This window comes from Candidatus Thiothrix sulfatifontis (assembly GCA_022828425.1).
Taxonomy (GTDB): Bacteria; Pseudomonadota; Gammaproteobacteria; order Thiotrichales; family Thiotrichaceae; genus Thiothrix; species Thiothrix sulfatifontis.
This window is the reverse complement of sequence record CP094685.1, coordinates 3,483,803-3,496,365: the sequence shown is the minus strand read 5'-3', so window position 1 is coordinate 3,496,365 and position 12,563 is coordinate 3,483,803. Positions and strand designations below refer to the sequence as shown.

General features: G+C 56.4%; 15 protein-coding genes. 11 read left to right on the top strand and 4 right to left on the bottom strand.

Features of this window, described 5'->3' with window-relative positions; all coding sequences use genetic code 11:
- Nucleotides 1-213 precede the first annotated feature (213 nt).
- The 11 genes from rsxA to L3K52_17460 all read left to right on the top strand — a co-directional run bounded on the left by rsxA (nucleotide 214) and on the right by L3K52_17460 (nucleotide 9,490).
- Complete coding sequence (rsxA, locus tag L3K52_17510) at nucleotides 214-792, top strand: electron transport complex subunit RsxA (protein ID UOG91962.1); 579 nt, start codon at nucleotides 214-216, stop codon at nucleotides 790-792.
- 16 nt (nucleotides 793-808) lie between these two features.
- Nucleotides 809-1,342, top strand: coding sequence for an electron transport complex subunit RsxB (gene rsxB, locus L3K52_17505; protein UOG91961.1), 534 nt, complete (start codon nucleotides 809-811; stop codon nucleotides 1,340-1,342).
- A 47-nt stretch (nucleotides 1,343-1,389) separates the two neighbouring features.
- Nucleotides 1,390-3,183: an ATP-binding protein gene (locus tag L3K52_17500; protein UOG91960.1), complete on the top strand. Its 1,794-nt coding sequence runs from the start codon at nucleotides 1,390-1,392 to the stop codon at nucleotides 3,181-3,183.
- Nucleotides 3,184-3,325: 142 nt separating this feature from the next.
- Nucleotides 3,326-4,837 (top strand): electron transport complex subunit RsxC, encoded by a 1,512-nt coding sequence (gene rsxC, locus L3K52_17495; protein UOG91959.1) that lies wholly within the window; start codon nucleotides 3,326-3,328, stop codon nucleotides 4,835-4,837.
- Nucleotides 4,834-5,838, top strand: coding sequence for an RnfABCDGE type electron transport complex subunit D (locus L3K52_17490; GenBank protein UOG91958.1), 1,005 nt, complete (start codon nucleotides 4,834-4,836; stop codon nucleotides 5,836-5,838). Before rsxC ends, L3K52_17490 begins: the two co-directional genes overlap by 4 nt.
- On the top strand, nucleotides 5,835-6,470 hold the full coding sequence (gene rsxG, locus L3K52_17485) for an electron transport complex subunit RsxG (protein ID UOG91957.1): 636 nt from the start codon (nucleotides 5,835-5,837) through the stop codon (nucleotides 6,468-6,470). The genes L3K52_17490 and rsxG overlap by 4 nt, the downstream gene beginning before the upstream one ends.
- Entirely contained in the window at nucleotides 6,467-7,165 is a 699-nt protein-coding gene (locus L3K52_17480; GenBank protein ID UOG91956.1) for an electron transport complex subunit E, read from the top strand. Before rsxG ends, L3K52_17480 begins: the two co-directional genes overlap by 4 nt.
- Nucleotides 7,162-7,437 carry an RnfH family protein gene (locus L3K52_17475; protein ID UOG91955.1) on the top strand — a complete coding sequence of 92 codons (276 nt, stop codon included), beginning with the start codon at nucleotides 7,162-7,164 and terminating at the stop codon, nucleotides 7,435-7,437. Before L3K52_17480 ends, L3K52_17475 begins: the two co-directional genes overlap by 4 nt.
- A 9-nt stretch (nucleotides 7,438-7,446) precedes the next feature.
- Nucleotides 7,447-8,763, top strand: coding sequence for a sodium:proton antiporter NhaD (gene nhaD / locus L3K52_17470; protein UOG91954.1), 1,317 nt, complete (start codon nucleotides 7,447-7,449; stop codon nucleotides 8,761-8,763).
- 14 nt (nucleotides 8,764-8,777) lie between these two features.
- A complete protein-coding gene (locus L3K52_17465) occupies nucleotides 8,778-9,107 on the top strand; it encodes a (2Fe-2S) ferredoxin domain-containing protein (GenBank protein UOG91953.1) in 330 nt (109 codons plus the stop codon).
- A gap of 2 nt (nucleotides 9,108-9,109) precedes the next feature.
- Entirely contained in the window at nucleotides 9,110-9,490 is a 381-nt protein-coding gene (locus tag L3K52_17460; protein UOG91952.1) for a hypothetical protein, read from the top strand.
- A 126-nt stretch (nucleotides 9,491-9,616) separates the two neighbouring features.
- Here the strand turns inward: L3K52_17460 and L3K52_17455 are convergent, their stop codons facing one another.
- Genes L3K52_17455 through L3K52_17440 form a run of 4 tightly spaced genes read right to left on the bottom strand, consistent with a single transcriptional unit; the run spans nucleotide 9,617 to nucleotide 12,537 of the window.
- Complete coding sequence (locus L3K52_17455) at nucleotides 9,617-10,630, bottom strand: hypothetical protein (protein ID UOG91951.1); 1,014 nt, start codon at nucleotides 10,628-10,630, stop codon at nucleotides 9,617-9,619.
- Nucleotides 10,624-11,334 (bottom strand): tetratricopeptide repeat protein, encoded by a 711-nt coding sequence (locus L3K52_17450; protein ID UOG91950.1) that lies wholly within the window; start codon nucleotides 11,332-11,334, stop codon nucleotides 10,624-10,626. The genes L3K52_17455 and L3K52_17450 overlap by 7 nt, the downstream gene beginning before the upstream one ends.
- Nucleotides 11,324-12,334 (bottom strand): VWA domain-containing protein, encoded by a 1,011-nt coding sequence (locus L3K52_17445; GenBank protein UOG91949.1) that lies wholly within the window; start codon nucleotides 12,332-12,334, stop codon nucleotides 11,324-11,326. Before L3K52_17445 ends, L3K52_17450 begins: the two co-directional genes overlap by 11 nt.
- Nucleotides 12,331-12,537, bottom strand: coding sequence for a hypothetical protein (locus L3K52_17440; protein UOG91948.1), 207 nt, complete (start codon nucleotides 12,535-12,537; stop codon nucleotides 12,331-12,333). The genes L3K52_17445 and L3K52_17440 overlap by 4 nt, the downstream gene beginning before the upstream one ends.
- Nucleotides 12,538-12,563: the final 26 nt, after the last annotated feature.

Below are 12,563 nucleotides of genomic sequence, written 5' to 3'. Positions count from 1 at the left end.
GCAATAGGCGTGCCAGCCCTAACAACGCATGGTAAATGGTGGGTATCACGTTCGCTCCACCCACCCTACGTTGTCGCAAACCCGACAATTCCCCTCCTTTGTCACAAACCCCACCCCGCAAAATCCGCCCCAAACCCACGCCACGCAAGGCTTGCAGAGGCTGGCACGCTCCCTGCATTGCCTTTGCCACAGATGATTCTCAGGGAATGCGCAATGGAATATTTCATGATTCTGCTAGGTACGGTACTCGTGAACAACGTGGTGTTGGTCAAGTTCCTGGGGCTTTGCCCGTTCATGGGGGTTTCCAAGCAGATTGATTCGGCGATTGGCATGGGCATGGCGACGACGTTTGTGCTGACGCTGGCTTCGGTGGCGGGCTGGATGCTGGAGCATTGGGTGTTGCAGCCGTTTGATCTGGGTTTCCTGCGGATTTTGTCGTTTATTTTGGTGATTGCGGCGACGGTGCAGTTTACCGAAATGGTGATTAAGAAGGTGTCGCCTGCGTTGTATCAGGTGTTGGGGATTTTCCTGCCGCTGATTACCACCAATTGCGCGGTGCTGGGCGTGGCTTTGCTGAATGTGCAGGAAGCTCACAGTTTTCTGCAAACCTTGTTGTATGGCTTTGGGTCGGCGGTGGGGTTTACCTTGGTGCTGGTGATTTTTGCGGGTTTGCGGGAACGGCTGGCGTTGGCGCAAGTGCCAGCGGCGTTTGGCGGGTTGCCGATTGCGTTCATTGTTGCCGGGTTGCTGTCGCTGGCCTTTATGGGTTTTGCGGGGCTGGCGAGCCAATAGGAAAGGGAGAAAGAGCATGACTGCGATTCTGATTCTGATGACCTTGGGGTTGTTGCTGGGCGGGCTGTTAGGGCTGGCAGGACAGTATTTCAAGGTGGAAGGCAATCCGTTACAGGAAGAAATTGAATCACTGTTGCCTGGTTCGCAGTGTGGGCAGTGCGGCTTTCCCGGTTGCAGCCCGGCGGCGGAGGCGATTGCGAATGGTGCAGCCCCCGTGACCGCTTGCCCGCCCGGTGGCAAGGCGTTGGCGGAAACCTTGGCGGCGAAACTGGGGGTGAGTGTTGACCTTTCCGGCGTGGCGGATAAGGGGCCGATGATTGCGTATGTGCATGAAAACTTGTGCATCGGTTGCACCAAGTGCTTTAAGCGTTGCCCGACGGATGCGATTTTGGGCAGTTCCAAGCAGATTCATGCGGTGTTTGCGGATGCTTGCACCGGCTGTGAGAAGTGCTTTGAGGTTTGCCCGACGGAATGTATTGAAATGCGCCCGCTGACGCATACGGTGCAGACGTGGTATTGGCCGAGTCCGGCGGTGGGTAGCATCGCCTGAGCCGTGCTACAATCTGGAAGGTATATCCGCTAGATTGAGGCTTGAGAATGATCCTATTTCCCTACGGTATCAGCGATTTCCACCATATCCGCAGCAAAGGCATGTTGTATGTGGATCGCACTGCCTGCATTTCTAGGCTGGAGGCAGCGGGGCAGCAACTGGTCTTTCTGCGTCCGCGCCGTTTCGGAAAATCCTTGCTGCTATCCACGCTCGCCAATTATTACGACATCAACACGTCGGGTGAATTTGAAGCCCTGTTCGGCGGGTTAGCCGTTGGCAATAACCCCACACCCGAACACAACCAATACCTGATCCTGCGCTGGGATTTTTCCAAGGTGTCGGGGCAAGGTGATATTGAGCAAATCAAGCAGAATTTGTTTGAATACATCAACGCCACGATGCGCGAGTTTGTCGAAAAATATCGTTCTATCTTGACAACAACGCCCAACATCATCGATGACAATGGAATAGCCTCTTTCGATTCATTGGCGGGTGTGGTCAAAAACAGCGGTCACACCGTCTACCTGCTGATCGACGAATACGACAACTTCGCCAATGAAGTGCTGGTACATGATGCAGGCAACGCCAAGCGTTACTACGACCTGCTCGAAAGTGAGGGTATCGTCAAAACGCTGTTCAAAGTCATCAAAGGCAGCGTATCCGAAGGCAAAATTTCCCGCGTCTTCATTACGGGCGTATCGCCCCTCGTATTAAGCGACATGACTAGCGGCTACAACGTTGCCACCAATATTTCTTTGGATGAAGACTTTAACGGGCTGTGCGGGATTTCCGAAGAAGAATTAAGCGGATTGGTCAGCGAGGTATTAAACGATTGCCGTGTGTCCACTACGCCAGCAGCCACGGTGCTGGATACCATGCGCCAGTTTTACAATGGCTACCGCTTTTGCGCGGATGCCAGTTTCCCCACCGTTTACAATCCCACCTTGTGTTTCTACTTTTTACGGGCCTATCAAAAACGTTGCAAGCCCCCCGCCGAAATGCTGGATGGCAATTTGGCAATGGATGCCAGCCGTGTGCGTTACATCGCCAGCCTACCGGAGGGTGGCAATGTGATTGCCAATATCCTCGACGAACAAAACCCGGTGGTGTTGCCGTATTTGGAAACCCAGTTTGGGGTGGAACAATTACACAAGCTGCAAACCGACCCGCGCTACATGGCATCGTTACTGTATTTTTTTGGGGTATTGACCATCGGTGGCACGGCGGGGCCGTTGGAGGAGATGAAGCTGGAAGTCCCCAACCGCGTTATTTTCGCGCTGTATGTGGAGACCTTGCGCGAACAGGTATTGCCCGATTTGGCAGACCGCCGCCGCGTTGAAGCCCTTGCCAAGCAGTTCTACCAAACGGCGGATTTGCACCCTTTGGCGGACTACCTCGAAACCAGCTATTTCAAAGCCTTCAACAACCGTGACTACCGTTGGGGCAATGAACTGACCATCAAAACCGCCTTTATGAGCCTGTTGTACGATGATATGTATTACATCATGGACTCAGAGGCTGCTGTGCAACGGCGTTATGCCGATTTGCTGATGATTATCCGCCCTGATCAGCGTCGCCTTGCGGCCTTGCAGGATTTTGTGCTGGAATTCAAATACATAAAACTGAAGGCGCTGGGGCTGACGGCGGAAGAGGTACGGGCGCAAAGTCGTGAAGCCTTGCAACAACTGCCTGCTGTACAAGCCGCATTGCAGGCAGCGTTATTGCAATTGCAGGATTACCGCCGGGTGTTGGTGGAAAAATACCGTGAACCGCACCGCCTGCATTGCTTCGCGGTGGTGGCATTGGGCTTTGAGCGGTTGGTGTGGGAAATCTTGCCTTAGGTATGTCGCAAACCTAACATTTCTGCTGTTTTGTCGTAAATGATCCCAGCAGTTCTTAGCACTACTGTTCTTATTTCAATAAGATAGCCCGCTGGCACGCCTCCTGCATAACCCCTCCCATAGCCATTTCCGGGAAAATGTCATGGGATTCCTAGCCACCCAAAAAATCAGCAAGCTGTTCCGCATCCGTGGCGGCGTACACCCGCACGATTGCAAGACCCTAAGCGCGGACAAAGCCATCGAAGACCTGCCGATGCCCAGCCTGTTGCACATTCCCTTGCAGCAGCACATTGGCGCAGCGGCGAAACCGGCGGTCAAGCGCGGCGATCACGTCCTCAAGGGGCAGTTACTCGCTAACAGTCAGGGAATGATTTCCGCCCCCATCCATGCCCCCACCTCCGGGCGTGTCGTCGGGGTCGGGCATTACCCGGCGCACCACGCCTCCGGCCTGTCGGTACACACCATCACCCTGCAACCGGATGGCAAGGATGAATGGATAGCCCTCCATCCGCCCGCTGACCCATTCACCCTCGACCCTGCCGAAATCGCCACCCGCGTCGCTGCTGCCGGAATCGTCGGCATGGGCGGCGCAACCTTCCCCTCCGCCGTCAAGCTCAACCTGCGCAACCGTTACCAGTTGCACACGCTGGTGATCAACGGCGCGGAATGCGAACCCTACCTGACCTGCGATGACCGCATCATGCGCGAATATTCCGCCAACGTCATCGACGGCATCCGCCTCATGGCTTACGCGCTGGGGGTGGAAAACATCATCATCGGCATCGAAAACAACAAGCCGCAAGCACAAGCCGCGATGCGCGAAGCCGCCACCGCTTTCGCCAATATTCAAGTGGTCGGTTTACCAATGCGCTACCCGATGGGGTCGGAAAAACATCTGGTGCAAACCCTCACCGGGCTGGAAACGCCTGCGCGTGGCTTGACCGCCGACATCGGCATTGTGGTGCATAACCCGGCAACCGCCTTGGCAGTCCGCGATGCCCTGCGCGAAGGCAAACCGCTGGTGTCGCGTGTCATGACGGTTTCCGGCGGGGCAATCCAGCAACCGCGCAACCTGCGGGTCTTGCTCGGCACAAAAGTACAGGACGTGATTGACTACTGCCAAGGGTTCAGGGAAGAACCCTCCCGTTTGATCAGCGGTGGCCCCATGATGGGCAATGTGTTGCCCGATACCCGTGTGCCGACCGTCAAGGGTTGCAACGGCATCCTCGCCCTCACCGCCAAAGAAGTGTCCGAAAATCAGGAGTCGCCCTGCATCCGTTGCGCCAGTTGCGTGCAAGCCTGCCCGTGTGGGTTGTTGCCGCTGGAAATGGCAGCCAATGCCCGCGCTGGCAACCTCGATGCCGTCACCAAACTGGGGCTGATGGATTGCATCGCTTGCGGTTCATGTTCCTACGTTTGCCCCGCGCACATCCCGCTGGTGCAATATTTCAACTACGCCAAGGGTGAACTCGCCAACCGCCAACGCGCCAAGCACAAGCAGGACGAAACCAAACGCCTGATCGAACAGCGCAACGAACGCACGGCAGCCCAAGAACGTGCCAAAAAGGAAATGATGGAACGCCGTAAACTTGAAGCCGCCGCCAAGAAAGCGGCAGCCGCAGCCGTTAAACCCAAACAGGAGGCCAGCGCATGAGCCTGTTGATTTCCAGCCCGCACACCCATTCCGGCACAAGTGTCCAGAACACCATGTTGCTGGTGATGTTGGCACTTGCCCCCGCGACTATTTTTGGCTTGTACCTGTTCGGTTTGCCTGCCATCAGCCTGTTCCTGATCACCATCCTCGGCTGCGTGCTGGCGGAGGCGATGGCGTTGAAAATCATGGGCAAGCCCATAGGCAAATACCTCAGCGACGGCACAGCGATCCTCACCGGCTGGTTGCTGGCTCTGAGTTTGCCACCGACTGCGCCTTGGTGGATTGGGCTGCTGGGCGCATTCCTCGCCATCATCATTGGCAAGCAAGTGTTTGGTGGCATCGGGCAAAACCTGTTCAATCCGGCAATGGTGGCACGGGTGGCGTTGCTGATTTCTTTCCCGCTGGAAATGACCACGTGGGTGACGGTCGATGGCGTGAGTGGCGCAACGACGTTGGGGCATATTCGCACTGAAACTGGGCAGGGGCATACCTTGGCGAGTTTTGCCGACAGTTTGTCGAGTGTCAGCGATATGGGCTTGGGGATGATCGGCGGCAGTATGGGTGAAACCTCGGCGGTATTGCTGCTGCTGGGTGGGCTGTTCCTGCTGTGGAAGCGGGTGATTACTTGGCACATTCCGGTGTCGCTGCTTGGCACCTTGTTGCTGTTGGCGGGGATTATGCACGCCATTGACCCGGACGTTTATCCCGGTGTGGAAATACATCTGCTGGCGGGGGCGACCCTGTTGGGGGCGTTTTTCATCGCTACCGATTTGGTTACGTCACCCGTGTCAGCGACCGGGCAACTGATTTTCGGCGCGGGTTGTGGGCTGCTGGTGTACGTGATTCGTACATGGGCAGGCTACCCCGAAGGCATGGCGTTTGCTGTCATGTTGATGAATGCGCTGACCCCGCTGATTGACCACTATTTCCGTCCACGCATTTACGGACGTGACCGCAAGGGCGAACCGCTCAACTATGCCAGCGGGGAGAATAAATCATGACTACCGACACCAAAGATACCAAAACCCCGTTGCTGGAACGCATTCCCTATCAGGCGATTCTGTTGGGTGCGTGTGCTGCGATTGCTGCCGCGCTGCTGCTGGGCGTGGATAACGCCACCCGTGAACCGATTGCGCAGCGCAAGATGGAAGATTTGCAACAATCGCTGGCGCAAGTCGTGCCGGATGATTTGCACGATAACAATATGGTTGCCAAACCCTTGCTGCTCAAAGGCGCAGATGGCAAGGACGTGACGATCTACCAAGGTACAAAAGCAGGCAACGTCACCGCGCTGGTATGGGAAACCATCGGCTTCGGCTACGCGGGCGAAATCCGCACCATTATCGCACTTGACCCGCAAGGCAAAATCCTCGGTACGCGAGTGTTGTCGCACAAGGAAACACCGGGCTTAGGCGACAAGATCGAAGCCGCCAAGGATGACTGGATTACCAAATTTACTGGTTTGTCACTGGGCAACCCGTCCGAAGACCAGTGGAAGGTGAAAAAGGATGGCGGGCAATTTGACCAATTCAGCGGCGCAACCATTACCCCGCGTGCGGTAGTGAAAAGCCTGCACGAAGCATTGCAATTCTTTGCAGCCCACAAGGCGGAAATGCTGGAGGTGAAACCATGAGTACCGATTATAAAACGCTTACCCGTGACGGGTTGTGGGACAACAACGTGGTGTTTGCACAAGGCTTGGCGCTATGTCCGACACTGGCTGTGACCAGTACGGCGACGAACGGTTTGGGGATGGGGCTGGCAACCACGGCGGTGTTGGTGGTTTCCAACCTGTTGGTGTCGTCGGTGCGCAATATTGTCAGCCCTGCGGTGCGGATTCCGGTTTACATTGTGCTGATTGCCACACTGGTGACGCTGGTGGATATGGCTCTGAATGCGTGGGTGCATGAGTTGTACAAGGTGCTAGGGCTGTTCATTGCGCTGATCGTAGTCAACTGCGCGATTTTGGGGCGGGCGGAATCGTATGCGTCCAAGAATTCGCTCATACCGTCAATGGTGGATGGCTTGATGATGGGGTTGGGTTTCACGCTGGCCTTGGTGATCCTCGGTGGGGTGCGTGAAGTGCTGGGCAGCGGTACGTTGTTTGCCAGTGCATCGTTGTTGCTGGGCAAAGCATTTTCCTTTATGGAGCTGACCATTATCCCCGGTTACAAAGGCTTTTTGTTGATGATTTTGCCGCCGGGCGGGTTTATGGCACTGGGTTTCCTGCTCGCGGGTAAACGCATTCTGGACAAGCGCACGGCTGAAGCTCGCGAACGCAAAGCCAAGCACGCCGCCGAGCAAGCCTTGGCAGGAGACGCAGCATGAACGTCGGAATCGCTTACGCGGACAAATTCAAGCAAACCTGGTTGAAGCTGGAAGTGCCGGATGGCAGCAGCATCAAGGAGGCGATTGAGTTTTCGGGCTTGCTCAAGCAGTTCCCGGATATTGATCTGGAAAATCAGGCGGTGGGCATTTTCGGCAAGATCAGCAAGCTGGATACCAAAGTAGCGGATGGCGACCGGGTGGAAATTTATCGCCCGATTACGGCTGACCCGGAGACGGTGGAGCGGCGTGACCGCAATAATGATGATGATTAAGGAACTACCATGACTGAAACTGTCAGCTTTACCGGCTCAGGCTACGGCATCATTGCGCTGCTGATCTTTTTTGCCGCTTACACGCTTGTGATACTGGAAGAGCGTTTCCATTTGCGTAAATCCAAGCCTGTCATGTTCGCCGCCGGACTCATCTGGGTATTGGTTGCGCTGGCCTATGGCAGCGTGGGCAAGATCGAGGAAATGCAGGAAATCTTCAACCACAACTTGTTGGAATACGCCCAATTGTTGCTGTTCCTGCTGGCGGCGATGACCTACATCAGTACGCTGGAAGAGCGCAACATTTTTGAGGCGTTACGCGCCTGGCTGGTGTCGAAGGGCTTTTCGCTGTACTGGATTTTCTGGATTACCGGGATTCTGGCGTTTTTCATCTCCTCCGTGGCTGACAACCTGACCACTGCGCTGCTGATGTCGGCGGTGGTGATTGCGGTTGCGCCTAATCGTGCGGAATACCTTGCCATGTCGTGTGTCAATCTGGTGGTGGCGGCTAATGCGGGTGGGGCGTTTAGCCCGTTTGGGGACATTACTACGCTGATGGTGTGGCAGTCAGGTGTCGTCAAGTTCTGGGAATTTTTCAATCTGTTCGTGCCGTCACTGGTCAACTGGTTTGTGCCTGCTCTGGTGATGTCGTTTTTTATCGACAAGGGGCATCCTGATCCGTTGACAGCTACCGTTTCCATCAAGCGTGGTGGGTTGGTGATCCTTGCGCTGTTTATTGGCACTATCGTGACGGCGGTGACGTTCCACAACTCGCTGCATTTGCCACCTGTGCTGGGGATGATGACGGGTTTGGCGGCACTGCAATTGTTTGGCTGGTATCTGAAGGTTTCCGACAATATTCCCGACAACGACAAGGAAGCGGCGGAGGTCGGGCGTTTCGACATCTTTTCCCAGTTGCAGAAAGCCGAGTGGGATACGCTGCTGTTCTTCTACGGCGTGGTGCTTTGCGTCGGTGGGCTGGGTGCGCTGGGCTATCTGGCGCTGGTTTCCGACGTGATCTATACCGGCATGGGGCCAGTGTGGGCAGGCGTGCTGGTGGGGATCATTTCAGCGGTGGTGGACAATATCCCGGTGATGTTCGCCGTGTTGACCATGCACCCGGATATGTCGCTGGGTGGCTGGTTGCTGGTGACATTGACTGCCGGAGTCGGCGGCTCGCTGCTGTCGATTGGTTCGGCTGCTGGGGTGGCACTGATGGGTCAGGCTCGCGGCATGTATACCTTCAATTCTCATTTGAAATGGTCAGGTGCGATCATGCTGGGCTATATCGCCAGCATAGGGGTACACCTGTGGCTTAATGGTGTGTAACAGGAGCAAACACAATGGCAAAACCCGAAAAACACGTTTTCATTTGTACCCAGCAACGTCCACAGGGGCATCCACGCGGTTCTTGCGGGGCAGACCGGGATGCTTTCTCGGTGTTTGCCGCGTTTAGCATGGAACTGGATCAGCGTGGGCTGTTCAACAAGGTGCAGGTCACGTCCACCGGCTGCATGGGGCCGTGTAATCAGGGTGTCAGCGTGCTGGTGTACCCGGAAGGGGTGATGTATCGCGGCATTACGCAGGCGGATATTCCTGCGGTGATTGACCAGCATCTGGTGGGTGGCAAGCCGGTGGAAAGTTTGCTGATGCCTGCTGAGCATTGGGGTTGATTATGACCGCTAGTTTGGCAGACAAAATCAGTGCCGCCGCGCCGCAAGCCGCGAATATTTGTGCGGCGTTGAATCAGCAAATCCTCAAGCTGGGTTTTCCGCCGGAACGCGCCGATGTGACGCTGGGTAGCCATCTGCAATACAGCCTGGAGCGTGACCCGTTGTCGGGGTTGGATGCGCTGATCGGGGTGTGGATGCACCCCACCAGCGGCTACAAATTGGGGACGCTCATTTTTCACGTTGACGACAGTTTCTTCGCCGAATACGACGTATTGCAGCCGCACCCGACCAAGCGTAAGTGGTTTGTGGAGGCGGTGACAGTGTGGGGCAAGGATGACGACATCAAAGGCGACCCGCGTTTGTTGCCTGCCTTGGGGGAATAGCCTGTTGCGGTAACAGGCTAAGCCCAACGCCCAATAAACAGCTTCCCCCCGCCTTTTGCTCCATCAGTGTCCCCTTGTTCCTTAATCTTGAAGCGAATGGCTGCATTGTATGAGAAATTTCAGCACTTAGCCGGGCGAATTAGGGGCAAAACGCTTGGCTTCGTGGCGATGGAGCGCTGTTTGCAACGTTGGGTTTGCGCCGTACTGCTGTTCCCAGTGTTCCAACCAATGGCGGGTGCTGAGGTTGGCAGGCCAGCCGTGTGCGGCGGAACAGGCGTCTAATGCTTGGCGCACGCTTGGCACATCGAGATTTTGCTGCAAGGCTTGCTGGACTTGTCGCTTGTTATGCCAGCGGTGCAGACGGCGGTAGGTGAAGTATCCGGCGGTGCGAAACCCTAGCAACAGCAAGAGTCCGCCGCTAATGGCGAGTATCACCCGCCATGCCCATGCCAAAACCCACGGAGTCGGGGGCGCGTATTGTTGCTGTTCCAACCGTCCGGTTTCGGGGTCAAACCAATGCCATTGCAAGGTTGGTAACTCCAGCCGTCCGCTGCTTTGCGGCTTGAACGGGATGTGGTATTCGAGTCGGGATTGCTCACCTTTTTCGACTTTCGCAGGGAATAATTCCACCCCACTGCTGCGCATTTGTTTGAGAATTGGCGGAAATTGTGCCGTGTTTACTGCGTCGCTGTGCAAGCTGATGTGCCAATACGCGAGATGCCCCGGTTGCAACACGCCGCTGGGTTCGATACGCGATTCGATTTGCACCTTACCGACGGGGATGGTGGGCGGTAAATACGGCGGTAAGGCTTGCACGTCTAGCATTTGCAAGGGCGGTTGCCATTGCGCCGCATCGCGTCCGTTGAGGTTATAGCGGATGGCGGGAAGTTGAATCGTTTGTTTGCCGGGTGTGTGCGCAGACAATTGCCAAATCAGGCGCAGGATACGTTTGCCATCAGGACTTGCTTCATTGGTGGCAGGTAGGGCTTGCACATCGACACCTTCGATGCGCGGGAGGCTGGCTGCGAGGGTGGCGAAACGGTCGGTGGACTGTACTTCGACGGTCAAGGTGGTGCGTTCGCGCTGCCAGACTTGCGCATCTTCGAGTTGGATTGTCCACGGTAAATCGGCAGCTACCACGGCAGGACTCCCGGTAATGCGTTGGGTTTGGTTTGGGAGGCTGGGTAGCCTTCTTCGACTTCAAATAAACGTTTCCACAAAGCGGCAGGGTTGTCGTCAAGTTGTTGCAGGGCAATGCGGGCATCGTCGAGCGATTGTTGGCTTTTGCGCCATGTTTGCGGGTCGGTTGCGCCGGTTACTGCGAGTCTTGCCATGCCTTTGTTGACCAGTTGTTCGATATTTGGGGGTAAAGCGGGTGGTGGGGCGTTTGCGGGCGCGTCTTTGCCTTCGCCTAAGGTTAGGGTACTGGCTTGATCCCAGTCGAGGGTGTTGGTGTTGCGTTCGCGGCGTGCGCCAGTGCTGGCGTTGTCGGCGGCGGCGCGTTGTCCGGCGGCGCGGCGGCGTTCGAGTTCGGCCTGGACTTCGGCGGCGAGTTCGAGATTTTGCTGGGTGGCTGGGTGTTCAGGGCGATAGGTGAGTGCATCGCGGAACACTTGCGTGGCGGCAGCGTAATCGCCTTGCTGGAAGTAGCTGTTGCCAAGGTTGTGCAGGGCGCGGGCGCGTTCGGTATCGTCGCGGGCGGCGAAGACGGCGGCGGTGAAGTGTTGGGTGGCGGTATCGTAGTGTTCGGCACGGTAGGCTTGGATGCCGTTGTGTAGGTCGGTTTCATCCGCTTGGACGCTACATGTCAACAGCAGTAGTAGCACAAACAGCTTATGTTTCATTTTTTCTCCCTCTTATTGCCAGCCATACGCACATCATTCCCAATAACAACGTCCATACATATAACTCCCGCCACTGTTGCGTATCGCTGGTGGTGGTCGGAAACGCTTGTGCAATTCCGTTGGTGTACAGCGTTTGCCAATCGCTGGCATCGTCTTTCACCGCGCTGTACGCACCGCCCGCTTGCGCGGTCAGGCTTTGCAGCAAGGCACTATCGAGGCGCGAACGCACCGCTTGTCCGTCGTGTTCCAGCCATTTGCCGCCGGGTAGCGGGATAGCTTCGCCATCTTCTGTGCCAATGCCTAGGCTGTAGAGCGAAATGTCAGCCGTTTGCAGGGCTTGCACACGGGTTTGCAAGGCGGTGTGTTGGTCGGTGGGAATATCGCCATCGGTAATCCACAGCACGGCAGCGGGTAACGCTTGTTCACGCGCGGCGAGTTCGTGCTGGGCAAAGTCAAGCGCGGCGGCGTGGTCAGTGCCGTGCGTCGGCAGCACCAGCGTTTCCAGATGTTGCAGGTAAAAGCGCACGGCGTTGGCATCGTTGGTCAGCGGCGCGAACAGGTGCGGGCGTGCGCCATACACCACGATCCCGACGCGGCTTCCTTGGGCAAGGCTGAGGAATTCATGCAATTCCAGCGCGGCGCGTTGCAGGCGGTTGGGGGCAAGGTCGGTGGCTTGCATGGAGCGCGAAATATCCAGCACCACCAGCACGTCAAATTGCGCAGGGCGCAGGTCATCGGGCTGGGTTTGCGGAATGCGCGGCCCCGCAAGGCTGATAGCGAATAGTAGCCACGCAACAGCCCACAGCGTTTGCGGTGAGAGCAGTTTGCGCCAACCGTGTTGGCTGGTGGTCACTTGTACCCACGGCAGTAAATGCGGGTCGGCGTAGGTTTGCGCTTGGTGGCGTTGCTGGAAATAGCCCCATGCTGCCAGCAGCAGCGGGAACAGTGCCAGCAACAGCCACAAGGGTTCGCGCCAGTGTAGGGTTTGCCATAAGTTCATGCGTTTGCCCGCCGTTGCCAGATTTGCCACAGCATCAACGGCAATAAGCCTGCCAGTAGTAGCCAGTGGTAGAGCGGTTGCTGTTCGTAGCGTGGGGTTTGTTCAGCGGCGTTTTGGTGTTGGCGGGTAATGTCGGTAAGGGCTTGTTCGACGGCTTGTGTGTCTCCGGCTTGGTAGGTTTTTGCGCCTGTGCGTTCTGACAAGGCTTGTAGCAGAGCGAGGTTGACGG